This window comes from Sphingomonas sp. (genome assembly GCF_036387595.1).
In the GTDB taxonomy this organism is placed as follows: domain Bacteria; phylum Pseudomonadota; class Alphaproteobacteria; order Sphingomonadales; family Sphingomonadaceae; genus Sphingomonas.
This window is the reverse complement of sequence record NZ_DASVTL010000074.1, coordinates 20,095-44,835: the sequence shown is the minus strand read 5'-3', so window position 1 is coordinate 44,835 and position 24,741 is coordinate 20,095. Positions and strand designations below refer to the sequence as shown.

The window sequence follows — 24,741 nt, the reverse complement described above, 5'->3', positions numbered from 1 at the left end:
CTAGGCGGTCGCGCTGCCTTCCTGCGGCAGGGCGGCGGTGGTGGGCGCCTTGACGAACAGCGCCCGGTCGGCGGGGCCGAAGGCGTAGCGCCACAGGATCAGGCAATAGACCGCGGCGATCGCGGGCACGCCGATTACCAGCTCGACCCATTCCAGACGCCTGGGCAGGGCGGTGAAGGCACCGCCCACGACGATCGCGGCGAGCACTGCCCAAACGATCGGCCAGCGCAGCGGCGAGACCGAGGTGGCGAGCAGGCCCGCGAGCAGCCGGGCCTTGAGCACCGACGTCAGCCCGAGCGACAGCATCAGCGCGAACGCCGGCCCCGCCGCCTGCCACTCGCGCGGCCAGCCGAGTTGCCGAATCGCCAGCACCAGCACGAACGACAGCACGACCTGGAACGTCAGCATCGCGCCGGAAATCATCAGATTGCGGTGGCGTGCCATATAAACGAGCGCGGTTTCCGACACCGCACCGGTCGAGGCCAGCGCCTCTGCGGTGAGCAGGAAGGCGAGTGCCGCGGTCCCTGCGACGAACTGCGGCCCGACGACGCCCATCACCGCTTCGCCGGGAATCGACCCCATCAGCGCGAGGCCCAGTTGCGCGGCGATGATCCAGAAGGCGACCTGACGCACCTGGTTGGCGATCGCGGGCCTGTCATCACGCGCCAGGGCTTCGGTGATGACCGGTCCCAGGATCGGGTCGAAGCTGGTCTTGAGCTTCTGTGGCAGCGACGCGACCTGCTGCGCCATGTAATAGATGCCGACGATCCGCGGCTCGAACAGCACGCCCAGAATGAAGCGATCGACGTTGCGCGTGCCCCATTCCAGCGCGTCCGCCCCCGCCAGCGGCACGTTGGTTCGCGCCAGCGCCAGCAGCGGGCGCAAATGCGGCGACCAGCCATAAGGCAGGCCGTAGCTGCGCACGAACGGCACCATGCTGGCGATCAGCGCCGCGATCATCGACGCGACATAGGAGAGAACCAGGCCGTCGCGGATCGTGAAATAGGAGAAGACCCAGGCCGCGATCGAGATCGTCCATGGCTCGACCACCGCGCGCGCGGTCACCGCGGCCTTCACGTTGCGGCGATAGGCGAGCGCGGCGAGCGCCACGTCGCTCCAGGCGCTGGCGACGATGATGATCGGCAGCCAGCGGTCCAGCCCGGTGATGGGCGAGTTCGGATACATGATCTGCGGGAAGGCGGAGAGGAAGGCGCTGGCCGCCAGCGCGGCGAAGAAGGCGACCGCCATCGCATCCCAGACCACGCAGACGTGCGGGCGATCGGCCTTGGACAGCGCCTGCGCCAGCCCGCGCTTGAGCCCGAGCGTGGCCACCAGCGCAGCGAGTTCGACGACGACGACCGCGAGCGCGAAGCGGCCGACGAGGTCCGGCCCGTAGATGCGTCCTGCGATGAAGAGGAACGGGATGCGCGCGAGCAGCCGCAGCGCGAAGCCGGCGATGTTGGTGCGCCCGCCCTTGGCGAGCTGGTCGATGTCCTGGGTGGATGCGGTCACGGTGCGATTACGGTGCGATCACCCTCACCCTTCCCACTCGCCTGCGGCGAGCGGGCCCCTTCCCTCTCCCGCCGGGAGAGGGAGGGAGGCGCGTAGCGCCGGAAGGGTGAGGGTGGACCGGAAGTCGAATTCAATGCGCCGCGCCCCAGCTTGCACCCGTGCCGATCTCGACCCCGAGTGGAACGGTAAGCGTGACGACAGGTTCGGCGGCCGTCGCCATCACGCGTTCGATCACCGGCCGCGCAGCATCGACATCGCCCTCCGGCAGTTCGAAGACGAGTTCGTCATGGACCTGGAGCAGCATGCGCACGTCCGGCAGCCCCGCTTCGACCAAGGCAGGCGTCATTCGCACCATCGCGCGCTTGATGATGTCGGCGCAGGTGCCCTGGATCGGCGCGTTGATCGCGGCGCGCTCTGCCCCCTGGCGCTCGTGCTGGACCTTGGATTTCAGCCGCGGGAAATGGGTCTTGCGCCCGAACAGCGTCGTGGTGAAGCCGCGCGCGCGCACCTCCTCCAGCGTCTCGGCGATGTAGCGGTTGATGCCGGGGAAGCGTTCGAAATAGCGGTCGATCATCGCCTGCGCCTCGTCGGCGCTGACATCGAGCCGCCCGGCCAGCCCCCAGCGGCTGATGCCGTAGAGGATCGCGAAGTTGATCGTCTTGGCGCGGCCGCGGGTGTTGCGGTTGACCTCGCCGAACAGCTCCTGCGCGGTCAGGCTGTGGATGTCGTGCCCCTGCGCAAAGGCCTCGCGCAGCTGCGGCACGTCGGCCATGTGTGCGGCCAGGCGCAGTTCGATCTGCGAATAATCGGCCGAGAGGATCACCCTGCCGGGTTCGGCGACGAAGGCGTCGCGGATCTGGCGACCGATCTCGGTGCGGATAGGGATGTTCTGCAGATTGGGATCGGTCGAGGACAGCCGCCCGGTCTGTGCGCCGGTCAGGCTGTACGACGTGTGGACGCGGCCGGTCGCCGGATTGATCTGCTGCTGTAACGCATCGGTATAGGTGTTCTTGAGCTTGGTCAGCTGGCGCCAGTCGAGCACCCGCGCCGCGATCACCGCGCCGGGCGAGTCCTTATCCGCCGCGATCCGTTCCAGTTCGGTGACGTCGGTGGAATAGACGCCGGACTTGCCCTTGCGCCCGCCCTTGATTCCCAGCCGCTCGAACAGCACGTCGCCCAATTGCTTGGGGCTGCCGATCGTGAACGGGCCGCCGGCGAGCGCGTGAATCTCGATATCCAGCGCGGCGATGCGGGTGGTGAAATCGGCGGAGAGCGCGGCCAGCTTCCCGGCGTCCACCTTGATCCCATGCGTCTCCATCGCGGCGATGACGGGCACGAGCGGGCGATCGACCATCTCGTAGACGCGCGTCGCCTGTTCGTTCGGCAGTCGCGCCTTGAAGCGTTTCCACAGCCGCAGCGTCACGTCGGCATCCTCGGCGGCGTAGCGGGTCGCGGCCTTCAGGTCGATTTCGTGGAAACCGCGCTGCGTCTTGCCGGTGCCGACCACGTCCTTGAACGCGATGCAGCTGTGCGAGAGGTGGGTGGCGGCGAGTTCGTCCATGCCGTGGCCGTGGAGCCCGGCATCGAGATCGAAGCTCATCACGATCGTGTCGTCGTGCGGCGCGACCGCCAGCCCGGCCCGGCCGAGCACGACCATGTCGTATTTCAGATTGTGGCCGATCTTGAGCACCGACGGGTCTTCGAACAGCGGCTTCAGCCGGGCGAGCGCGGTGGCGCGGTCGATCTGCACCGGCGTCTCGGCGAGCAGGTCGGTGCCGCCATGCGCCAGCGGCAGATAGCAGGCGCGGTTGGCGGCGAGCGCCAGGCTGATGCCGACCAGTTCGGCGCGGGTGGCATCGACCCCGGTCGTCTCGGTGTCGATCGCGATCCAGCCCTGATGATGCGCCGCCGCGATCCAGCGGTCGAGCGCTTCGACATCGACCAATGTCTCATAGGCATCATGCTCGCACGGCGGATCTTCCTCGAACGGCACGCTGGCGGGCGCGGGCACGGGCGCATCGGCGACCTGCCCCAGCTTGGTCAGCAGCGAGCGGAAGCCGTGATGTTCCAGGAACGCGCGTAGCGGCGCGTCGGGGATGCCCTGCATCTCCAGCTCGTCGAGCGGCTCGGGCAGCGCGACGTCGCATTTCAGTTCGACCAGTTCGCGGCTGAGCCGCGCCATCCCCGCGTGCTCGATCAGATTGTCACGCAATTTGCCCGGCTTCATCGCGGGCGCGGCGGCGAGCACCGCTTCGAGGTCGCCGTGTTCGAGGATCAGCTTGGCCGCGGTCTTCGGCCCGACGCCGGGGACGCCGGGGACGTTGTCGACGCTGTCCCCCATCAGCGCCAGCACGTCGCCCAATTGCGCCGGCGCGATGCCGAAGAACTTTTCCGCGACATGATCCGCGCCGAGGCGGCGGTTGTTCATCGTGTCGTACAGGTCGAGACCGGGCTCGATCAACTGCATCAAGTCCTTGTCGGAACTGACGATCGTCACCTGCCACCCCTGCGCCAGCGCGGCCTTGGCATAGCAGGCGATGATGTCGTCGGCCTCCAGCCCCTCGGTCTCGATGCACGGCAGCGAAAAGGCGCGGGTGGCGTCGCGGATCATCGGGAATTGCGGGACGAGATCGGGCGGCGGCGGCGGCCGGTGCGCCTTGTACTGGTCGTAGAGATCGTTGCGGAAGGTCTGCGACGATTTGTCGAGGATGACCGCCATATGCGTCGGGCCATCTGCGGCGTGCAGCTCGTCGGCCAGCTTCCACAGCATCGTGGTATAGCCATAGACCGCGCCGACCGGCTCGCCATGCTTGTTGGTGAGCGGCGGCAGGCGATGATAGGCGCGGAAGATATAGCCGGAGCCGTCGACGAGATAGAGATGGGGCATCGTGGCGCGGGTCTAGCAGCGCTCATACCGGTTTACACGCCATTGAACGAGTTTATCCAATTTTGCTCCGATCCAGGTAAAAATGGATAAACCCGGCATGGATCCCGTTCACAACCCCTTTGCGCCAGGCGCAGGTAACCGCCGTCCGAACTGGCGGGGCGTGCCCTCTTGCTCGATCAGGCCGACGTAGCGCTGCAGCGTGTGGCGCTTCGCCGTGCGACCCAAAGTCTGATCCTTGTCGGACTTCGCGGCGTCGGCAAGACCGTGCTGCTGGTCCGTATCAGGGCTATGGCCGACGCGTTGAATTTCCGGACGGCGTTCGTCGAAGCGCATGAGGGCAAGTCGTTGCCCGAGTTGCTGCTGCCGCCGTCCGCAACCTGCTTTTCGCGCTCAGCATGGTAGACGCGGCCAAGGAAAAGGCGCGGCGGGGATTACGAGTGCTTCGCGGCTTCCTGGGGGCGGTGAAGTTCACGCTGGGTGAACGCGATCTGGAGATCGGACTGGATCCCGAGCGTGGCGTTGCGGACAGCGGCGCCACGCTGACGCTCAGTTCGCCGCCGCGCTGTCCGTCCCCCCTACGCCATACGCCGCCACGGCAGCGGCGACGCCCTGGATCAACTGCTGGCGTTCGCGGGTCGGGCGGCGGGTGTCGCCGATCATCACCGCGATCGTGTAGCGGCGGCCATCGGGCGCGGTGAGCAGGCCGACGTCGTTGAAGCCGGCGTTGCGGCTGCCCAGGTCCTGGCCGGTGCCGGTCTTGTGCGCGATCTTCCAGCCGGCGGGAAGCGCGGCGCGCAGGCGGGCGCGGCCGGTGACTGAGCGGCCCATCGTGTCGAGCAGATAGCGGGTCGAGGTTTCCGACAACAGCTCACCGCGCGCCAGCCGGGCGAGGGCATCGGCGATCGCCACGGGTGCCGCGCCGTCGGGCGGATCGGCGATATAGGCGTCGAGCGCGGCGGCGCGGGCGGCTGGATCGAGCCGAGAGCGCGCGATCTCGAACCCATTGCCGATCGCGAACGACGGCTGCCAGATCAGTCCCGCCGTCTTCGACTGGAGCAGCCGCTCACCCGGACCGAAGCGGATGTCGCCCAGCCGCTTGGCCGCGATCATCGCGCGCACCGCCGACGGGCCGCCGACATAGGTGAGCAACCGGTCGTTGGCGGTATTGTCCGAATGGGTCAGCGCACGATCGAGCAGGCCGCCCACCGTCGTCTGGAACCCCTCGCCCTTGACCAGATACGCGATCGGCTGGTGGAAAAGGGTAAGGTCTTCGGGGCGGACGGTGATCGGCTCGTCGAGCTTGGCACGTCCGGAATCGCGCAGGTCGAGCAGGGTGATCGCGACCCACAATTTGCTGACCGATTGCTGGGGCAGGCGGCGGCGGCCCCCGCGCTCGACCGACCAGCCCTCATCGACCGCGCGCACCGCGATGCCGCTGATCCCGTCGAAGCCGCGCCACAGCCGATCCACCGCCGCTTCCAGGGGGGCGGGCGCGGGGCGGACGGGCTTGGCGGTCACCGGCGGCAGCGGGATCGAGACGACGACCTGGTCGACACGCTCGGGGGTGCGCCCCGAACCGCTCGGGCGTGAAGGGATGCAGGCGGCAAGCGCTAGGGTCAGGCCGAGAAGGCAGGAACGGCCGGTGAAGCGCATGCGGTTGAAACGTCGCCTGAATTGTTATGCGCCAAGCATAGGCCCGGTTCGTCGGGGCGAAACCGCCGCCATGCTGCGGTGCGACGAAGTGCCCGCGATCCGCGACCGATCGAGTCGCGGTCAGGGAACGAGGATCGTGTCGACCGCTTCCGGGCGCGTCTCGGGGTAATCGAGCGTGAAATGAAGCCCGCGGCTTTCCTTGCGGTGGAGCGCGGAGCGGACGATCAGATCGGCGGTCTGGAGGAGGTTGCGCAGTTCGATCAGGTCCGGGGTGACGCGGAAATGGCCGTAATAATCCTCGACCTCGCTGGTGAGGAGGCGGATGCGGTGTGCGGCGCGCTGGAGGCGCTTGGTCGTGCGGACGATGCCGACGTAATTCCACATGAACCGGCGAATCTCGGTCCAGTTCTGCTTGATGACGACCTCTTCGTCCGAATCGGTGACGCGGCTTTCGTCCCAGTCGCGGATCGGAGGGACGGGGGGCAGATCGTCCCAGCGTTCAGCGATGCTGCGCGCCGCGGCCTCGCCGAAGACGAAGCATTCGAGCAAGGAGTTGGACGCCAGCCGGTTGGCGCCGTGCAGCCCCGATTGGGTGCATTCGCCCGCCGCATACAGGCCGGGCAGATCGGTGCGCCCGTCGCGGTCCACCATGACGCCGCCACAGGTATAATGCTGGGCGGGCACCACCGGGATGGGGCCGCGGGTCATGTCGATGCCCAGCCCCAGCAGTTTTTCGTGGATGTTGGGAAAGTGGCCGCGGATGAAATCGGCGGGCATGTGGCTGATGTCGAGGTGGACGTAATCCAGGCCGTCGCGCTTGATCTCGGCGTCGATGGCGCGCGCCACCACGTCGCGCGGCGCCAGTTCGGCGCGGGGATCGAGATCGGGCATGAAGCGGTGGCCGGTCTTCGGGTTGCGCAAATGCCCGCCCTCGCCGCGCACCGCCTCGGTAATCAGGAAGTTCTTGACCTCCAGATGATAGAGGCAGGTCGGGTGGAATTGCATGAATTCCATGTTCGAGACGCGCGCGCCTGCGCGCCACGCCATCGCGATGCCGTCTCCGGTGGCGCCGCGTGGTGCCGTGGAGAACAGATAGGTCCGCCCCGCGCCACCGGTCGCCAGGATCGTCGCGCGCGCGGTGTAGAGCGACACCCGGCCCGATGTGCGATCGACCGCATAGACGCCCCAGACGTTGCCCGCGCCGGAGTATCGCTCCTCGTGGCGCGCGGTCGCCAGGTCGATCGCGACCTGATCGGGGACGAGCGTGATGTTGGGATGCGCCTCGGCCGCCTTTTGCAACGCCTCCTGCACCGCCCAGCCGGTCGCGTCGGCGACGTGGACGATGCGGCGGTGCGAATGCCCGCCTTCGCGGGTCAGGTGGAGCGCGTCTCCCTCGGTCGCGAAGGGGACGCCGAGCTTCGTCAGCCGCTCGATCGCGGCGGGGGCGCCCTCGACGACGAATTCGACGATCGCGCGATCGTTCAGCCCCGCGCCGGCGACCATCGTGTCCTCGACGTGATTCTCGAACGTGTCGCCCGCCTCCAGCACCGCCGCAATCCCACCCTGCGCCCAGGCGGTCGAGCCTTCGTTGAGCGCACCCTTAGCCAGCACGGTGACGCGGAAGCGGTCGGCGAGGTTGAGCGCGGCGGTGAGACCCGCGGCGCCGGAGCCGATGATGAGGACGTCGGAGTTCATCGCCGCTCCATTGCACAGGTCCGGCGGTGCGCGACAGCCCGCGTTGCGCGACTTCGCCGTTGCCTCGCCAACTTGCGCTTGCCAAGAAGCGGCCAGGATAGCGGGGACGGGATGATGCGGGGACAGATTCTGGGGGTCGATACGCGGACCGGCGACGGGCTGGTCGCGGGCGACGACGGGCGGCGCTACACCTTCCGGCCGGAGGATTGGGCGAACCGCGGCGAACCCGCGATCGGGCTGCAGGTCGATTTCGAATCCGATGAGACGCGGGCGCGCAGCATCTATCCGGTCCCCGGCGCGATGCCGGTGCGGCAGGATGCGGTGCCGGCCGCGCGCGCGGCGAGCAGCGACCGCAACAAGCTGGTCGCGGCGTTGCTGGCGTTCTTCATCGGCACGCTGGGGGTGCACCGCTTCTACCTCGGGCGGACCGGATCGGGCATCCTGATGCTGGTGCTGAGCCTGACCATCATCGGCGTCCTCATCAGCGGGCCTTGGGCGCTGATCGACATGATCCGCTATCTCGTCATGTCCGACGAGGAGTTCGCCCACCGCTATGCGCGCAGGCCGCGCGCCTAGGCCGCCGCGCCCCTAGGCCGTCGCGTTCGCGGCGCGGGTGAGGCTCAGGAAGACATCCTCCAGATCGGCCTCGCGCGTCGAGACGTCGACGATGCCGAAACCCGAGCCTTGCACCGCGGCCAGCACTTCGCCGGCGTTCACCCGGTCCTTGGCATAGGTAATCTCCAGGGTGCGATCGCCCTTCAGCACGATCTTCTGGAAACACACGTTCTCGGGGACCGCGGCTACGTCGCGGTCGACGGTGACCGCGACGACCTTTTCCTGCGCCTTGCCGACCAGTTCGCGGGTTGGTTCGTTGGCGATCAGGCGGCCGTGGTTGATGATCGCGATGCGATCGCACAGGGTTTCGGCTTCTTCGAGATAATGGGTGGTCAGCACGACCGTCACCCCACCGGCGTTTAGTTCCTTGACGTAGGACCATAATTGCTGGCGCAGTTCGATATCGACGCCCGCGGTCGGCTCGTCGAGGACCAGCACCGGGGGCGTATGGACCATCGCTTTGGCCACCATCAGCCGCCGCTTCATGCCGCCCGACAGCGTGCGGGCATAGGCATTGGCCTTGTCCTCCAGATGCACCGCGCGCAGCAGTTCGAGGCTGCGACGGTCCTTCTTCGCCACGCCGTAGAGTCCGGCCTGGATCTCCAGCGTCTCGATCGGCGTGAAGAACGGATCGAAAAGGATTTCCTGATTGACGATGCCGATCGCCGCCTTTGCATTGCGGGGGTGCGCGTCGATGTCGAAGCCCCAGATCGACGCGGTGCCGCCGGTCTTGTTCACCAGCCCGGCGAGAATGTTGATGAGCGTCGATTTCCCCGCGCCGTTCGGCCCGAGCAGCCCGAAGATCGAACCCTGCGGCACGTCGAACGTCACGCCGTCGAGCGCCTGCTTGCCGCCGGCATAGGTCTTGCTGACGGAGTCGATCTGGATGGCTGCCTGGGTCATGGCGGGGAAATAGGCCGCTGGCGTCCGGGCGCAACCTATTCCTCCCCGGCACGGGGAGGGGGACCGCGACGCATTGCGGCGTGGTGGAGGGGGTTCGCCGCAGGCGATCACCCTCGCGGAAAACCCCCTCCACCATGCTTCGCATGGTCCCCCTCCCCGCTCGCGCGGAGGATTGAAGACGGAAGGCGCGCTTGCTATCGCTCTCCCATGCAGCCGCCACCCGAAGTCATCCGCGTCACCCACGCCCGCGTCGCCTGCGACGGGGCGACCGACATCCCCGGCGGCGCCGCGCTGGGGCATCCCCGGGTGTGGTTGCAGATGGCCGAGGCCGGCTATGTCGATTGCGGCTATTGCGACCGGCGCTTCGTGCTGATCGGTGGTGCCGCCGACGGTGTGGATCAGTCCGACTTGCGCGATCACGGGGATGGCGCGGGCCGCTGAGGCGCCTATATCCGCTTGCATGACGATCCATGCAGACCCCCGCTCGTTCCTCTACCGCTACACGCTGGACCCGGCGGCGGCGCAGCGCCTGACCGCACAGGCGCTGGCCAGGGCCGACGACGGCGAACTCTATCTGCAATATCGCAAGGCCGAGGCGTTCGGCTTCGACGACGGGCGGCTGAAGACCGCGAGCTACGATACCAATGCCGGATTCGGCCTGCGCGCGGTTTCGGGGGAGACGACCGCCTTCGCGCATGCCAACGAACTGAGCGAAGCGGCGATCACGCGCGCCGCCGAGACGATGGCGCTGATCGACCCGAGCACCACGCCCAAGGCCGCGCCGCCGCAGGGCAACAACCGCCACCTCTATACCGATGCCGACCCGCTCGACCTGGTGCCCTTCGCCGAGAAGGTGAATTTGTGCCAGACGATCGACGCCGCGGCGCGGGCGCGCGATCCGCGCGTCGTGCAGGTGTCGGTGGGCCTCTCGGGCACGTGGAGCGTCGTCGAGATCGTCCGCCCCGACGGCTTTGTGGCGACCGACGTGCGACCGCTGGTGCGGCTCAACATCTCGGTCGTGGTCGAACAGAACGGGCGGCGCGAGACGGGCAATTTCGGTATCGGCGGGCGCTATCTCTACGACCGGCTGATGGACGCCGCGGTGTGGAACCGCGGCATCGACGAGGCGCTGGCGCAAGGACTGGTGAACCTGGAATCGGTCGCGGCGCCGGCGGGCGAGATGACGGTGCTGCTCGGCCCCGGCTGGCCCGGCGTGCTGCTCCACGAGGCGATCGGCCACGGCCTGGAGGGCGATTTCAACCGCAAGGGCACCAGCGCCTTCTCGGGCCGGATCGGCGAGCGGGTGGCGGCGCCCGGCATCACGATCGTCGACGACGGTTCGATCCAGGACCGCCGCGGATCGCTGAGCATCGACGACGAGGGCACGCCGACCTCCGAGACGATCCTGATCGAGGACGGTATCCTCAAGGGCTATATGCAGGACCGGCTCAACGCCCGGCTGATGGGCGTCGCCGCGACCGGCAACGGCCGCCGCGAGAGCTTCGCGCACGCGCCGATGCCGCGGATGACCAATACCTTCATGAAGGCCGGGCGCGATGACCCCGCCGAGCTGCTGAGCCGGGTGAAGCGCGGCATCTTCGCCAAGAGCTTTGGTGGCGGGCAGGTGGATATCGTGTCGGGCAAGTTCGTCTTCAGCTGCACCGAGGCATACCGGATCGAGGACGGCCGCATCGGCGCGCCGATCAAGGGCGCGACGCTGATCGGCGACGGGCCGACGGTGCTGACCAAGGTGACCGGCATCGGCGACGACTTCGCGCTCGACGAGGGCATCGGCGTGTGCGGCAAGGGCGGGCAGAGCGTGCCCGCGGGCGTCGGCCAGCCGACATTGCTGGTCGAGGGGCTGACGGTGGGCGGCACGGCGGTTTGACGTCAAGCTGCCGGCCTGAAGTCTCTCTTATTTCGCCGCTTTCCTCAGCGCGAGGCGCACCAGCGCGTCGAGCGTGGCGGCGGCGCCCAGTTCCTCCTCTGCCGCGGCGACCGCCGTCGCGGCGTCGGCGGGGCGGAAGCCGAGGTTGAGCAGGGCGGACACCGCGTCGGCGCCAGCGCCCGAAGGGGCGGGAAGGCCGCTGGCGGTGGGCAGTGCGATGCCGCCGACGCGGTCCTTGAGTTCCAGCACGATGCGCGCCGCCAGCTTCGGCCCGACGCCATTGGCGCGCGCGACCATCGCCTTGTCCCCGCTCGCCACCGCGCGCGACAGATCAGCCGGTTCCAGCGTCGAGAGGATCGCCAGCGCCACCCGCGCGCCGACGCCCTGCACGCCGGTGAGCAGCCGGAACCAGTCGCGTTCGGCCGCGTGCGCGAAGCCGACGAGGCGGATCGAATCCTCGGCCACCAGCATCTCGGTATGGAGCATCGCCGCTTCGCCGATGGCTCCGAGTGCAGCCAGGGTTCGCGACGAGGCGCCGACCAGATAGCCGATGCCGCCGACGTCGATCACCGCATGGTCGATGCCCGTCGACTCGAGGCGGCCTTTCAGGTGCGCGATCATCGACTGGTCTAGCGCGCGTCTTCGCCGGCGAAGCTGAGTTCCAGGCGTTTGGAATTGGAGGGCACGTCGAGCTTGGCGGAATTGAAGTCGATGCTGCCGCCGGGCGCCAGCATCCGGCGTTCGGGCGTGATCGTCCAGCCATAGACCAGGCGACCCTGGGCGTCGCGCAGTTCGGCCCGGATGTCGGGCACCCGCTGGCGCGAGGAGGACGGGTTCGTCACCTGGCCGCTGACCGCGAACAGTTCGGAGCCGTTCTCCAGTTCGCGGCGTTCGATCGGATTGTCCTTCAGCCGCAGCGGTGATTCGGTGTTGCTCGACAGACCGATGCGGGAGGCCAACCCCGGCGCGCCAAGCCACAGGATGGCCGCGACTGCGGCGAGCATCAGCAGCCCGGCGACGACCGCCGCCCAGGTCCGGCGCCGCGCCAGGTTTCGGCGCGGGCGGAAAGGCGGCTGGTGTGCGAAGGCATCGTATTCGGCCGGGTCGGCGGTCGGCGGAAAGGCCGGGAGCGGGGGAGGCGGTACGGAGGCCGGCGAGGAAGATCGGGTGGGGGCAGGTTCGGCGGCGGTATCGTCGAACCCGTCGTCAGCATCGGCATCCGGCACGCTGTCCGGCTCTTCGGCCGGGTTCTGAGGTCGACCTTGCGTGGCAGGCAGTTCGATGGGGACCGGCGCCTGGAACCAGCTGTGCCGGCACGTGGCGCAACGCACCGTTCGCCCCTCCATCCCGATGGCGCTGTCGGGCACGAGGTAGCGCGTGCTGCATTCGGGGCATTCTAGGATCATCGAGCAGGGATCATCGGGCCAGGATCACGTCTTCGCTTCACGCCGGTCGTCGCACGATGCAGCGCCGACCGCGACTAAGCACGGCGGCGCATGCGGTTGCAAGCGGGATGGCCAATGCGGCGATGCTTGTCGCGGGCACGCTTCCTGTGCGAAGCGGGTCGGCCATGGCGAGCATCGTCCAGTTCGAGAATGTCGGCCTGCGCTACGGCACCGGGGACGAGACTCTGTCCGACGTCAGCTTCACGCTGGGGAGCGGCGCCTTCTATTTCCTCACCGGGGCAAGCGGCGCGGGCAAGACGTCGCTGCTGAAACTGCTCTATCTGGCGCAGCGACCGAGCCGTGGGGTCGTCCGGCTGTTCGGCGAGGACATGGTGCTGCTGCCGCGCGAACGCCTCCCCGGCTTTCGGCGGCGGATCGGGGTGGTGTTCCAGGACTTTCGGTTGGTGCCGCATCTGTCGGTGGCCGACAATGTCGCGCTTCCGCTGCGCGTGGCGGGGGTGGCCGAGGCAGACATCGTCCAGCCGGTGCGCGAGATGCTCGCCTGGGTCGGGCTGTCGCAGCGGGCCGATGCGCGGCCGGCAACCCTGTCGGGCGGCGAGCAGCAGCGGGTGGCGATCGCGCGCGCGGTGATCGCGCGGCCCGAAATCCTGGTCGCCGACGAGCCGACCGGCAACGTCGATCCCGACATGGCCGAACGGCTGCTCCACCTGTTCGATACGCTCAACCGGCTGGGCACCACGGTGGTGGTCGCGACCCACGACCTGCACCTGATCGGCAGCATTCCGCACGCCCAGATGATGCGGCTCGATCACGGCCGGCTGCTCGATCCGACGGGTGCGCTGCGCTATCCCCCCGCACGCGCCGAAACCGCGGGCGCGCGATGAGGGCCGCGCCCGCCGATCGCCGCGTGCTCGACGAAGCCGGCGGGGTCCGCGCGATGACGTGGGTGATGGCGATCATGGTGTTCCTGACGATGCTGGCGGCCGCATTGGGGCTGGCCACCGCAGGCGCGGCGCGGTCGCTCGATCGCGGGCTGGCCGGCAAGCTGACGGTGCAGATCGTCGCGGGCGATGCCGCGACGCGCGACGCGACCGCCGCCGGAATCGCTGCGGAACTGCGGACGCGCCCGCAGGTGCAGCGTGCCGCACCGGTCGATCGCGCGACCATGACGCGGCTGCTCAGTCCGTGGCTGGGCAGCGAGGGCGCCGATCCCGACCTGCCGGTGCCCGCGATGATCGACGTGGAGCTGGCAGACGGTGGCGCTCGCGCGAGCGTCGAGGCGCTGGTGCGTGCGCGCAGCCCCTCGGCGCGGGTCGATGCGCAGGCGGCGTGGATGTCGCCGGTCGGCGGCTTCATGCGCACGCTGACATGGCTGGCCGCGGCCGTCGTCGTGCTGATGGCGAGCGCCACCGCGGTCGTCGTCGTGCTGGCCGTGCGCGCCGGGCTGGAGGCGCACCGTGCGACCATCGAGGTCATGCACATGCTGGGATCGACCGACGTTCAGGTCGCCCGGCTTTTTCAACGGCGGATCGCGATCGACGCGGCGATCGGCGGTGCTTGCGGGGGCGTGGCGGCGCTGGTCGTGGCGGCGATCCTCGGCGCGCGGGTTTCGGCGCTGGGGTCTGACCTGTTGGGGCAGGTCGCGCTGACGCCGGTCGATTGGGGCCTGGTGGCCACCCTGCCGTTCTGCTTCGTCATGCTGGGTATGGTGGCGGCGCGCGTGTCGGTGACGCGTGCCCTGAGTGCGACCCTGTGAGGGGCATCCGGTGATCGTCCGGCTGCTGGCGATGCTGGGGATCGGCTGGGCGCTGGGTTTTGCGGCGTTCATGCTCGCGCTGCCGGGCGCGTTGAAGCCGAACACGACCGACGCGATCGTCGTGCCCACCGGGGGGGCGGGGCGGATAGACCGTGGCCTGGCACTGCTGCGAGCCAGGCAGGCGCGGCGGATGCTGGTTACCGGCGTCGGCGCGGGCGTGCGGCCGGCCGATCTGGCACGCACGTACCGCGTGCCGGCGCGCGTATTCGCATGCTGCGTCGATCTGGGCCGCGAGGCAGTCGATACGCGCTCCAATGCCGAGGAGACCGCCGCCTGGGTACGCCGCCACCGCTTTCGCAGCGTCCGCCTGGTGACTTCCGATTGGCATCTGCCGCGCGCAAGGATGGAGTTGACCGCCGCGCTCGGCCCCGGCGTGATCGTGCTGGGCGACGGGGTGGGGGGCACGCCCCGGCTGGGCACGCTCGTCAACGAATATGACAAATGGCTGTTGCGGCGCGTGGCTTTGTGGTTCGGGATCGGCGGATGATCGACTGGATTCGCACCACCCTTTTTCGCATCGTCTTCTACGCCGGTTCGGTGCCGATCGTGACGACGGTGCCGATCTCCGCGCTGTTCGGCCAGCGCGTGGTGATGGCGCATGCCGTGGTGTGGACGCGCTTCCATCACTGGGCGGCGCGTATATTCCTGGGCATCCGCATCCGCATCGAGGGCGAGCGGCCCGCCGGGCCGGCGCTGTATGCGAGCAAGCACCAGGCGATGTTCGAGACGCTGGAACTGCAATGGATGCTCGACGGGCCGGCGATGGCGATCAAGGAGGAACTGGCGCGCATCCCGGCCTGGGGCTGGGCGGCGCGCAGTTATGGCGCGCTGGTCGTCGACCGCGAAGGGTCGTCGGGCGCACTCCGGCGGATGCTGCGCGAGGCGAATGCGGCAAAGGCACAGGGGCGCTCGATCCTGATCTTTCCCGAAGGGACGCGGGTGACGCCGGGCGAGCAGCCACCGCTCAAACCCGGCTTTGCGGGGCTATACCGCATGCTGGCGTTGCCGACGGTGCCGATCGCGGTGGACAGCGGGCGGCTGTTGCCCAAGCGCGGTGCCAAGCGCGCGGGCGTGGTGACGTTCCGCTTCGGCGAAGCGATTCTGCCCGGGCTGCCCCGCGCGGAGATCGAGGCGCGGGTGCACCGCGCGATCAACGTGCTGGATGCGCCTGCGAGGGGGCAGTCCTGACCGCGCGGGTAGACTGCGGTCGCGGAAGGTCACTGGAAAGTCGAATCCTACCCAGGTGAATCGCCGCGCGGCGGGTGGCGCAGGACGCGCCGCGGATGGGCGCGCCGGTTCTTTTCTGCATCGATGTTCAAAGAGCATGGGCGTGACCCTTCGCCACCATGCCGGGGTTGAGCTTTGTAGGACAGAGGCGATGTACGCTTTTGCCGGGAGCCGCTGAGAAGACGCCGCCAGCGTCATCGGCAGCGGCGGCTCTGACCTTGGGGTGTGACACCTTGGGAGCCGCCGAAAAGCATGGGTGGGATGCCGGTGTCGAAACCGACCGGTTTTGACACCACGAGACGGCGAGGGTGGCTGGGTGCTGCTCACCAAGCTAATCTCCAGCGTTGAAGGAGAATTGGTATGGACTGGCTAGAACCCTGGGTCGCGATCACCGACTTGGACTGGCCTGAACAGAAGAAGGTCGAATATTGTTCAGCATGGGAACGCCAGCTAGCGCGGGAGGTAGGCCCTCAACACGTTTTGCGGGGCACGACCGCCACCCTCGTTGCACGTCGCTTCGATACAGATGACGCCCTATTCCAAATACCAAACGGGCAGTTAGCTGAAGTCCACCTCACATGGAGCTGCGGCGAGGAACCCGACCCGACATGGCCGGTAGCAGCCATTTTCTTCTCGCTTGATGAGTGGGCGCGAGAAAGCATGGCGGAACAGCATCGCGAATGGGCCGCTAATGAACCGTAAGGGTCTGCTCAGCGAAATCGATCGTATCAGTGGTGGTGTCAAAACCGAACGGTTCTGACACCGGCACGCGTTCGCTGTCAGCGCGCGTTCCAGTCGCCTCAGTGCGACCGCCCGAAATCTTCCCTCGCATCGTCCTGGCCCTGCTCCACGATCGAGCGGCGGACCGCGCGGGTTCGGGTGAAGAGGTCGAAGAGTTCGTCGCCCTTGCCCCAGCGGATCGCGCGCTGGAGGTGGCTCAGATCCTCGGAGAAGCGCTGGAGCATCTCCAGCACCGCCTCGCGGTTGGTCAGGAACACGTCGCGCCACATCGTCGGGTCGGACGCGGCGATGCGGGTGAAGTCGCGGAAGCCGCCGGCACTGTATTTGATGACCTCGCTCTGCGTCACTTCCTCCAGGTCGCTGGCGGTGCCGACGATGGTGTAGGCGATGAGGTGCGGCAAATGGCTGGTGATCGCCAGCACGCGGTCGTGATGATCGGGGTCCATCCGCTCCACCTCGGCACCCAGCCGGCGCCAGAATTCCGCCACGCGCGCGACCGCGACCTCCGGGGTGCCCGCTACGGGCGTGAGGATGCACCAGCGGTGGCGGAAGAGGGTGGCGAAACCGGCTTCGGGGCCACTGCGCTCGGTGCCCGCGACCGGGTGCGCGGGGACGACCGAGACGCCGGGCAGCGCGGCGGCGAGCGCGCGGGCGACCTCGGCCTTGCAGCTGCCGACATCGGTGACGATCGCCTCGGCGGGCAAATCGGCGGCGAAGCCGGCGGCGACCGCACCGATCGCGCCGACGGGGACGCACAGGACGACGAGGTCGGCGTCGATCACCGCGGCGCCGGCGGTGTCGGCGATATCGTCGCACAATTCGAGGCGCAGGGCGGTGTCGCGCACCGCCGGATCGGCGTCATGGCCCGACAGCCGCACCGTCGGCATCGTCTCCCGCACCGCACGCGCGACCGACGAGCCGATCAGCCCCAGCCCGATCACCGCGACGCGCGCGAAGGGCAGCATCAGGCGGCCAAGGCGCGCAGGGCGGCGGCGACGCCGCGGGTCTCCTCCTCGGTGCCGATGGTGATGCGCAAGGCCTGCGGCAGGCCCTGTCCGGGGAGCCAGCGGACGATATAGCCGGCGTCCATCAGGCCCTTGTAGGCGGCCTCGGCGGTCAGCTTGCCTTCGAAGACGATCAACACGAAGTTCGCCTTGGATGGGATAGCGCGCAAGCCGGCGTTGCCGAGCGCGGCGACCTCGCCCTCGAACCACGCCCGCCAGCGTGTGTTGTGCGCACGGGTTGCGTCGACGAACGCGGTGTCGCCGATCGCGGCGATGGCGGCGGCCTGGCCCGCCGTGGTGACGTTGAAGGGTGCGCGGATGCGGTGGAGCGCGTCGATCACTTGCGGGTGCGCATAGCCCCAGCCGATCCGTTCCGCCGCCAGCCCGTGGATTTTGGAGAAGGTGCGGGTGACGAGCACATTGGCCTCGGTCATCGCCAGCGCGAGGCCGGCGTCGTCTTCGTGCGGCTCGAGATATTCGGCATAGGCCTGATCGAGGACGAGCAGCACGTCGCGCGGCAATCCGGCGTGCAGCCGCGCGATTTCCGCGCGGGGGGCGAACGTGCCCGTGGGGTTGTTGGGATTGGCGACGAAGACGACGCGGGTACGCTCCGTCACCGCCGCCAGGATCGCGTCGACATCGGTCGCGTAATCGCGGGCCGGCACCACGATGGGGGTGGCGCCGACGCGCCGGGTGGCGATGTCGTAGACCGCAAAGCCGTAGCGGACGTGGATCACCTCGTCGCCGACCCCGGCATAGGCGCCGGCCGCCAGGTGGAGCAGTTCGTCCGAACCGGTGCCGTAGATGATCCGGTCGGGGTCGAGGCCGTGGGCGGCACCGATCGCGGCGCGCATGTCCGCGGCACTCGCATCGGGATAGCGCGCCAGCGTGCGATCGGCGGCGTCGAAGGCGGCGACCGCGGCCGCGCTGGTGCCGAGCGGGTTTTCGTTCGACGACAGCTTGGCGACGACGCGCCCGTCGTCGGTCGTCGAACGGCCGGGGACATAGGGGGCGATCGCCTGAATCCAGGGCTTTGGCGCGGGGGCTGTCATGGGGCGGGGTGTAGCGGGGGAAGGGGGCGATTGCCAACGCGGACATGCTGATGATCTGCCCCGAGGGCCGCCGCCCTCACCCTTCCGCGCCTTCGGCGCTCCCTCCCTCTCCCGCCGGGAGAGGGAAGAGGCCCGCGGCCGCAGGCCGTGGGAAGGGTGAGGACAGGGCATTGCGACGTGCCCAAGCACCGCTTAGGGCCGACCCCATGCAATTCGACCAGCGCTTCGGCCTCGGGCGCCATGTCACGCTCGGCCCGCTCGCGCTCGACGGGGGCGGGCGGCTCGATCGGGTCGATGTGGCGTATGAGACCTACGGCGTGCTGGACGCCGATGCGTCGAACGCGATCCTGATCTGCCATGCGCTGACCGGCGATCAACATGTCGCCTCCGCGCATCCGCGCACCGGCAAGCCGGGCTGGTGGACGCGGATGGTGGGCGAGGGCAAGCCGATCGATCCAGCGCGCCATTTCGTCATCTGCGCCAACGTGCTCGGCAGCTGCATGGGATCGTCGGGACCGGCAAGCATCGACGCGGCGAGCGGCCGTGCGTGGGGCATGGCGTTTCCGGTCATCACGATCCGCGACATGGTGCGGGCGCAGGCGCTGTTGCTCGATCATCTGGGCGTGCCCGCGCTGGCGGCGGTGGTCGGCGGGTCGATGGGGGGGATGCAGGCGCTGTCCTGGGCCGCGACCTATCCGCAGCGGGTACGCGCGGCAGTGGTGATCGCATCGACCGCGCGCCACACCGCGCAGAACATCGCCTTCCACGAAGTCGGGCGGCAGGCGGTCATGGCCGATCCCAAGTGGCGCGGCGGCGACTATTACGGCCAGGACGATCCTCCTGCCGCGGGGCTGGCGGTCGCGCGGATGGCGGCGCACATCACCTATCTGTCCGAAGCCGGGCTGACCGAGAAATTCGGGCGGCGGCTGCAAGGGCGGCCCGACGCCCCCGATGGTGCGAAATCGTTTGGCTTCGACGCCGATTTCCAGGTCGAAAGCTATCTGCGGCATCAGGGGATCGCGTTCGTCGATCGTTTCGACGCCAATTCCTATCTCTACATCACGCGGGCGATGGACTATTTCGACCTGGCCGAGGAGCATGGCGGCCGGCTGGCCAACGCATTCCGCGGCACCGGCACGCGCTTCTGCCTGGTCAGTTTCGATACCGACTGGCTCTATCCGACCGCGGAATCGCGCGCGATCGTTCATGCGCTGAACGCAGGCGGCGCGGCGGCGAGTTTCGTCGAACTGCGCAGCCCTTATGGCCACGACGCGTTCCTTCTGGAATCGCCCGAACTCAACCGCGTTGTCGATGGCTTCCTGCGGGGTGGTGCGTGAGCGGGCTGCGTGCCGACCTGGCGATCATCGCGGACCATGTCGCGGCCGGATCGCGCGTTCTCGACGTCGGCTGCGGCGACGGGGCGCTGATGGCGGAACTGCGCGCGCGCAAGCAGGTGGACGCACGCGGGCTGGAGATCGACGCGGACAATGTCGCCGCTGCGGTGGCGCGCGGATTGTCGGTGATCCAGGGGGATGCCGATGTCGACCTGGCGGGCTATCCCGATGCCAGCTTCGACTATGCGATCCTGAGCCAGACGCTGCAGACCGCGCGCGCGCCCGATGCGGTGCTCGACCAGCTGCTGCGTATCGGGCGCAAGGCGTTCGTCAGCTTTCCCAATTTCGCGCATTGGAGCGTGCGGCTGTCGCTGCTCTGGGGTGGACGGATGCCGGTGACGCGGACCTTGCCCGAACGCTGGTACGACACGCCCAATATCCATCACCTGACGATCGACGATTTTCGCGCGTTCCTGAACGAGCGCGACATCCTGGTCGAGGATGCCTGGTTTCTGTCCGGCGACCGCAGACGGTCGCGCGCGGCAGCCAATGCGCTTGCCGAACACGCGGTTTTTCTGCTTTCGCGAAGTTGATCTGGAACAAGTTTGCCGGAACCGGGTTCGTTATCGCGCCATGACCAAGACCGCACTTATCGTCGAGGACGAGATCTTCGTAGCCCTCGATCTGGAACGTATCCTGACCGAGGCGGGCTATACCGTCACGGCGATCGCCGCCGATCGCGAGACCGCGCTGGCGGCAGCGCCCGAATGCGGGATCGCCTTCGTCGACGTGAATTTGCGCGACGGGCCGACCGGCCCCGATATCGCTGCGCGGATGGCGCGCGACTATGGTGTTCGTTGCGTCTTCGTCACCGCCAATCCAACCCAGATCGGTGATGGCGGCGGCGCGCTCGGTTATATTCGCAAGCCATTCAGCGACGCGGCGATCCTGGCCGCGGCCCGGCTGGCTGGCGAAGGCGTCGCGCCTACCAACGGCGATGTGGTGGTGCTTCGCTGAGAACTTCGCCGGACGTTATGCCCGGCTGAAGGACGAAAGCGGCGTCGTGATCGTCGCCACCAGGCCGCCGGGCGTCCAGTCGCGTGAGACGGTGCCGCCGAGTTGACGCACCGCGCTCAATTCGATCAACTGGCTACCAAAGCCTGAGCCGACCGGCGCCGCCGCTATCCTGGGGCCGCCGTGTTCGGTCCACACCATCGTCGCGGCATCGCCCTCGACGGAGATCCGCACCGCGATCGAGCCATTCTCGACCGACAAGGCGCCATATTTCGTCGCGTTGGTCGCAAGTTCGTGAAAGAGCAGCGCGATCGGGGTGGCGGCGCGATCGTCCACGGCAATCTCGGCGCCTTCGATGACGATGCGCGGCTGACCGGGGCGCTGATACGCTTCGAACAATTCTCCCAGCAGGCCGTGGAGACTGTCCTGCCGCGGCGTCGGGCGGGAGTGCGCGCTGTGCGGCCGAACGAAATCGTGCGCGCGGCCGAGCGCGGTGATCCTCTGTCGCAGATCGGCAGCAGCGGACGCGAATTCCGGCCGCCCGCGCGCGGCGAATGAGATCAGTCCGGCAACCACCGCAAAGATGTTCTTGATCCGGTGACTCAGTTCCTGGCTGATGACTTCGCGTTCTTCGAGCGCAAGCTTTTGCGCGTGGATGTCGGTGCAGGTGCCGAACCAGCGGGTGATCGTGCCATGGCCGTCACGCACCGGCAGCGCGCGGCCGAGCACCCAGCGATAGGTGCCGTCGGCGTGGCGCAGGCGATATTCGATCTGATACGGTTCGCCGGTTTCCAGCGAGCGCCGCCACAAGGCCCTGGCACGCTCCTGATCGTCGGCATGGAACACGCCGTTCCAGGCCTCTCCATCGGTCGTACCTTCCGGCATCCCGGTATATTCGTACCAGCGTGCGTTGTAATAATCGTGGAAGCCGTCGGGCAGCGTGGACCACACCATCTGCGGCATCGTGTCGGCTAGCGTGCGGAAGCGTCGCTCGCTGTCTTCCAGCTTGTGGCGGCGGCGCGCGGCAGCAACGGATTCCTCGCGCCCGCCGCGTTCGGAATCCAGCCGGGCGAGTGCGGCGCGGGCCACGACCTCCATCCCCTGACGCTGCAAGGGGGTCAGCCCGGTGCGCGCCTCCGTATCGAAGACGCAGATCGTCCCGAATGCCACGCCCTCTGCTGATATCAGGGGCACGCCCGCGTAGAAGCGCAGGTGCAAGGGACCGGTCACCAGCGGATTGTCGGCGAACCGCGCGTCGACCGAGGCGTCGGCGACCTCCATCAGCCCCGGACCGTCGATCGCATGAGTGCAGAAGGATATTTCACGCGGGGATTGGGTGAGTTCGGTGCCGACCCGCGCCAGGAAACGCTGGATCTGATCGTCCATGACCGTGACGAGCGCGATCGGCACCTCGCACAGCGCCGCGAGGAATTCCGTCAAGTCGTCGAAGGTGCCGCGATCCGCCGCGCCGGCGACGTCATAGGCAGCCGAGACCCGTGCGATGGTCTCGACATCCGCGGGCAGGCCGGGTGAAGAGGAGAAGGGGATGTTCAAGGGATCAGAAGGGTACGTCGTCATCAAGGTCGTCGGCGAAGCCGCCGCTCTGGCTGAACCCGCCGCGCGCGCCCGCGTTCCCTCCCGCCGCGGCGCCGCGCCCGCCCGCGCTGCTGCCGCCTGAACCACGGCCGTAATCATTGCCTCCGCCGCCGGCCCAATCCTCGTCACCACCCCTGCCGCCGCCGCTTCCGCCACCCTGGCCGCCACCGGCGCCGTCGAGCATCGTAAGCACGCTGTTGAAGCCTTGCAGCGTCACCTCGGTCGAATAGCGGTCGTTGCCCTGCGGATCCTGCCACTTACGTGTGGTGAGCGCGCCCTCGATATAGACCTTCGATCCTTTGCGGAGATACTTTTCCGCGACGTTGGCGAGACCTTCGTTGAACACTTTGACGGTGTGCCACTCGGTCTTTTCCTTGCGCTCGCCCGAGTTGCGGTCCTTCCACGATTCCGACGTCGCGATGCGCAGTTCGACGACCTTGCCGCCGTTCTGGAACGACCGGCTCTCGGGATCCTTGCCCAGATTGCCGACCAGGATGACCTTGTTGACGCTGCCTGCCATGACTCTCTCCGTTCTACAGGCCCAGCGCGACGGCGAGCCAATACGTGATTCCAGCCATCACATAGGCGAGCGCGAAGAGGTAGGCGAGCATGAACAGCGGCCATTTCCAACCGTTGGTTTCGCGCCGGGTGACCGCGATCGTCGAGATGCATTGCGGCGCGAAGACGAACCACATCAGGAAGGCGAGCGCGGTCGGCAGGCTCCAGCGGCGGCGCAGGTTCTCCGTGATCGCCTTCTGCCCACCTGCGGCCTCTGGATCGTCGATCGCATAGACGGTGCCGATCGCGGCCACCGCCAACTCGCGCGCCGCCATCGCGGGGATCAGCGCCAGCGCGATGTCGCCATTGAAGCCGATCGGCGCGACGACGACTTCCAGCCCGTTCGCGATTCGCCCGGCGATCGAATAATCGACCTGGCTGATCGGGCTTCCGGCGGGTGGCTTGGGATAGCTCAGCAATAGCCAGAGCACGATCGTGGTGAGCGCGATGATCGTGCTGGCGCGCTTGAGGAAGATCAGCGCGCGCTGCCACAGCCCGATCGCGACATCGCCTGGGCGCGGCCATTGGTATTTGGGCATCTCCATCATGAAGCCCGAAGACTCGCCCTTGGTGATCGTGCGGCGAAAGACCCAGGCGACCCCGTAGGCGCTGGCTGCGCCGATAAGCACGAGCGCGAACAGGACGAGGCCCCGCAGGCCGACGAGCGGCGCGACGTCGCGGTCGGGAATGAACGCCCCGACGATGATGAGGTACACCGGCCAGCGCGCCGAACAGGTCATCAGCGGCGCGATCAGGATCGTCGTCAGCCGGTCGCGCTCGTCGTCGATCGTGCGGGTCGCCATGATGCCGGGCACCGCGCAGGCGAAGGAGGAGAGCAAGGGGATGAACGCGCGGCCCGACAGGCCGACGGGGGCCATCAGCCGGTCCATCAGAAAGGCGGCGCGGACCATATAGCCCGAGGCTTCGAGCACCAGGATGAAGAGGAACAGGATCAGGATCTGCGGCAGGAACACGATCACCGCACCGACCCCGGCGATCAGCCCGTCGGTGACGAGCGAGCGGACGAAGCCCGCGGGCAGCTCTTCGCGTGCGACGCCTTCGAGCGCGGCGAACCCCGCTTCGATCCAGCCGATCGGCGCTTCCGACCAGGCGAAGACCGCCTGGAACATGACGAACAGCAGCGCCAGCAGCAGCAGCGGGCCGACCACCGGGTGCAGCGCCACCGCGTCGAGCGCGTGGGTCCAGCGGCGGCGCGGGGTTTCCGATACGGTCGCAGCGCCCGCGATGGCGCGCGCGCGGCGCTGGAGCACCGCCATGTCCTCGGGGATCTCGTTGGCAGCTTCAGGGGCTGCGCCGGTCAGCTGCGACGACAGGCGCGCGCGCAATTCGTCCAGTCCGCGGCGGCGCACCGCCACGGTCGGCACGACGGGCACGCCCAATTCACGTTCGAGAACCCGCGGATCGAGAACCAGCCCATCACGCTCGGCGAGATCGACCATGTTGAGCGCGACGATCACCGGAAGCCCGAGGGCCACGAGCTGAAGGGTGAAGCGCAGATGGTTGTCGAGATTGGCGGCATCGACGACCACGATCAGCGCGTCCGGGCGGCGCTCGCCGGCCTGCGTGCCGGTCACGACGTCGCGGGTGACGCGTTCGTCGGGGCTGGAGGGATCGAGACTGTAGGCGCCGGGAAGGTCGACCAGTTCGACCGGGCGGCCGTCATCGAGAACCAGGCGGCCGGAATGGCGCTCGACCGTCACGCCGGGGTAATTGCCGACCTTCTGGCGCGCGCCGGTCAGTGCATTGAACAGCGCGCTCTTGCCGGCATTGGGATTGCCGACCAGCGCGACCAGCGGCTGGGCGTGCATGGTTGCGTTTA

At 68.3% G+C, this 24,741-nt stretch carries 24 protein-coding genes; 11 read left to right on the top strand and 13 right to left on the bottom strand.

Annotation, left to right across the window (positions count from 1 at the left end):
- The 5 genes from VF643_RS06995 to nadB form a co-directional block, all read right to left on the bottom strand.
- Window positions 1-1,512 carry a lipopolysaccharide biosynthesis protein gene (locus VF643_RS06995; protein WP_331042659.1) on the bottom strand — a complete coding sequence of 504 codons (1,512 nt, stop codon included), beginning with the start codon at window positions 1,510-1,512 and terminating at the stop codon, window positions 1-3.
- 130 nt (window positions 1,513-1,642) lie between these two features.
- On the bottom strand, window positions 1,643-4,399 hold the full coding sequence (polA, locus tag VF643_RS06990; protein WP_331042658.1) for a DNA polymerase I: 2,757 nt from the start codon (window positions 4,397-4,399) through the stop codon (window positions 1,643-1,645).
- Between the two features lie 108 nt (window positions 4,400-4,507).
- Window positions 4,508-4,732, bottom strand: coding sequence for a hypothetical protein (locus VF643_RS06985; RefSeq protein WP_331042657.1), 225 nt, complete (start codon window positions 4,730-4,732; stop codon window positions 4,508-4,510).
- A 213-nt stretch (window positions 4,733-4,945) separates the two neighbouring features.
- On the bottom strand, window positions 4,946-6,052 hold the full coding sequence (locus tag VF643_RS06980; protein WP_331042656.1) for a serine hydrolase: 1,107 nt from the start codon (window positions 6,050-6,052) through the stop codon (window positions 4,946-4,948).
- Window positions 6,053-6,172: 120 nt separating this feature from the next.
- Window positions 6,173-7,747 carry an L-aspartate oxidase gene (gene nadB / locus VF643_RS06975; RefSeq protein WP_331042655.1) on the bottom strand — a complete coding sequence of 525 codons (1,575 nt, stop codon included), beginning with the start codon at window positions 7,745-7,747 and terminating at the stop codon, window positions 6,173-6,175.
- A gap of 111 nt (window positions 7,748-7,858) precedes the next feature.
- On the opposite strand from nadB, the gene VF643_RS06970 reads away from it, so the two are divergent.
- A complete protein-coding gene (locus VF643_RS06970) occupies window positions 7,859-8,323 on the top strand; it encodes a TM2 domain-containing protein (protein WP_331042654.1) in 465 nt (154 codons plus the stop codon).
- Between the two features lie 12 nt (window positions 8,324-8,335).
- On the opposite strand, the gene VF643_RS06965 is transcribed toward VF643_RS06970, so the two are convergent.
- Window positions 8,336-9,265, bottom strand: a complete 930-nt coding sequence (locus VF643_RS06965; protein ID WP_331042653.1) for an ABC transporter ATP-binding protein — start codon at window positions 9,263-9,265, stop codon at window positions 8,336-8,338.
- A 207-nt stretch (window positions 9,266-9,472) separates the two neighbouring features.
- Between VF643_RS06965 and VF643_RS06960 the strand changes: the two genes are divergently transcribed.
- Both VF643_RS06960 and tldD read left to right on the top strand, forming a co-directional pair.
- Entirely contained in the window at window positions 9,473-9,706 is a 234-nt protein-coding gene (locus VF643_RS06960; protein WP_331042652.1) for a zinc-finger domain-containing protein, read from the top strand.
- 19 nt (window positions 9,707-9,725) lie between these two features.
- The gene (gene tldD / locus VF643_RS06955; protein ID WP_331042651.1) at window positions 9,726-11,153 is read left to right on the top strand and encodes a metalloprotease TldD; all 1,428 of its coding nucleotides are present in this window, start codon (window positions 9,726-9,728) and stop codon (window positions 11,151-11,153) included.
- Between the two features lie 27 nt (window positions 11,154-11,180).
- Here the strand turns inward: tldD and ruvA are convergent, their stop codons facing one another.
- Both ruvA and VF643_RS06945 read right to left on the bottom strand, forming a co-directional pair.
- Entirely contained in the window at window positions 11,181-11,774 is a 594-nt protein-coding gene (gene ruvA, locus VF643_RS06950) for a Holliday junction branch migration protein RuvA (protein ID WP_331042650.1), read from the bottom strand.
- A gap of 8 nt (window positions 11,775-11,782) precedes the next feature.
- A complete protein-coding gene (locus VF643_RS06945) occupies window positions 11,783-12,559 on the bottom strand; it encodes an MJ0042-type zinc finger domain-containing protein (protein ID WP_331042649.1) in 777 nt (258 codons plus the stop codon).
- Window positions 12,560-12,723: 164 nt separating this feature from the next.
- Between VF643_RS06945 and ftsE the strand changes: the two genes are divergently transcribed.
- The 5 genes from ftsE to VF643_RS06920 all read left to right on the top strand — a co-directional run bounded on the left by ftsE (window position 12,724) and on the right by VF643_RS06920 (window position 16,304).
- Window positions 12,724-13,443 carry a cell division ATP-binding protein FtsE gene (ftsE, locus tag VF643_RS06940; RefSeq protein ID WP_331042648.1) on the top strand — a complete coding sequence of 240 codons (720 nt, stop codon included), beginning with the start codon at window positions 12,724-12,726 and terminating at the stop codon, window positions 13,441-13,443.
- Window positions 13,440-14,315, top strand: a complete 876-nt coding sequence (locus VF643_RS06935; RefSeq protein WP_331042647.1) for a cell division protein FtsX — start codon at window positions 13,440-13,442, stop codon at window positions 14,313-14,315. Before ftsE ends, VF643_RS06935 begins: the two co-directional genes overlap by 4 nt.
- Before the next feature lie 10 nt (window positions 14,316-14,325).
- Window positions 14,326-14,862 carry a YdcF family protein gene (locus VF643_RS06930; RefSeq protein WP_331042646.1) on the top strand — a complete coding sequence of 179 codons (537 nt, stop codon included), beginning with the start codon at window positions 14,326-14,328 and terminating at the stop codon, window positions 14,860-14,862.
- Complete coding sequence (locus VF643_RS06925) at window positions 14,859-15,563, top strand: 1-acyl-sn-glycerol-3-phosphate acyltransferase (RefSeq protein ID WP_331042645.1); 705 nt, start codon at window positions 14,859-14,861, stop codon at window positions 15,561-15,563. Before VF643_RS06930 ends, VF643_RS06925 begins: the two co-directional genes overlap by 4 nt.
- Before the next feature lie 399 nt (window positions 15,564-15,962).
- Entirely contained in the window at window positions 15,963-16,304 is a 342-nt protein-coding gene (locus tag VF643_RS06920; RefSeq protein WP_331042644.1) for a hypothetical protein, read from the top strand.
- Window positions 16,305-16,402: 98 nt separating this feature from the next.
- On the opposite strand, the gene VF643_RS06915 is transcribed toward VF643_RS06920, so the two are convergent.
- Window positions 16,403-17,308 (bottom strand): prephenate/arogenate dehydrogenase family protein, encoded by a 906-nt coding sequence (locus VF643_RS06915; protein WP_331042643.1) that lies wholly within the window; start codon window positions 17,306-17,308, stop codon window positions 16,403-16,405.
- Window positions 17,308-18,399: a histidinol-phosphate transaminase gene (gene hisC / locus VF643_RS06910; protein ID WP_331042642.1), complete on the bottom strand. Its 1,092-nt coding sequence runs from the start codon at window positions 18,397-18,399 to the stop codon at window positions 17,308-17,310. Before hisC ends, VF643_RS06915 begins: the two co-directional genes overlap by 1 nt.
- Before the next feature lie 206 nt (window positions 18,400-18,605).
- Between hisC and metX the strand changes: the two genes are divergently transcribed.
- The 3 genes from metX to VF643_RS06895 are packed head-to-tail and all read left to right on the top strand — an operon-like array spanning window position 18,606 to window position 20,750.
- A complete protein-coding gene (metX, locus tag VF643_RS06905) occupies window positions 18,606-19,736 on the top strand; it encodes a homoserine O-acetyltransferase MetX (protein WP_331042641.1) in 1,131 nt (376 codons plus the stop codon).
- Entirely contained in the window at window positions 19,733-20,326 is a 594-nt protein-coding gene (gene metW, locus VF643_RS06900; RefSeq protein WP_331042640.1) for a methionine biosynthesis protein MetW, read from the top strand. The genes metX and metW overlap by 4 nt, the downstream gene beginning before the upstream one ends.
- Window positions 20,235-20,750: a response regulator gene (locus tag VF643_RS06895; RefSeq protein WP_331042639.1), complete on the top strand. Its 516-nt coding sequence runs from the start codon at window positions 20,235-20,237 to the stop codon at window positions 20,748-20,750. Before metW ends, VF643_RS06895 begins: the two co-directional genes overlap by 92 nt.
- 15 nt (window positions 20,751-20,765) lie before the next feature.
- On the opposite strand, the gene VF643_RS06890 is transcribed toward VF643_RS06895, so the two are convergent.
- Genes VF643_RS06890 through feoB form a run of 3 tightly spaced genes read right to left on the bottom strand, consistent with a single transcriptional unit; the run spans window position 20,766 to window position 24,730 of the window.
- A complete protein-coding gene (locus VF643_RS06890) occupies window positions 20,766-22,325 on the bottom strand; it encodes a sensor histidine kinase (protein ID WP_331042638.1) in 1,560 nt (519 codons plus the stop codon).
- The gene (gene ssb / locus VF643_RS06885) at window positions 22,306-22,863 is read right to left on the bottom strand and encodes a single-stranded DNA-binding protein (RefSeq protein WP_331042637.1); all 558 of its coding nucleotides are present in this window, start codon (window positions 22,861-22,863) and stop codon (window positions 22,306-22,308) included. The genes VF643_RS06890 and ssb overlap by 20 nt, the downstream gene beginning before the upstream one ends.
- 13 nt (window positions 22,864-22,876) lie before the next feature.
- Window positions 22,877-24,730 (bottom strand): ferrous iron transporter B, encoded by a 1,854-nt coding sequence (feoB, locus tag VF643_RS06880; protein WP_331042636.1) that lies wholly within the window; start codon window positions 24,728-24,730, stop codon window positions 22,877-22,879.
- Window positions 24,731-24,741 lie beyond the last annotated feature (11 nt).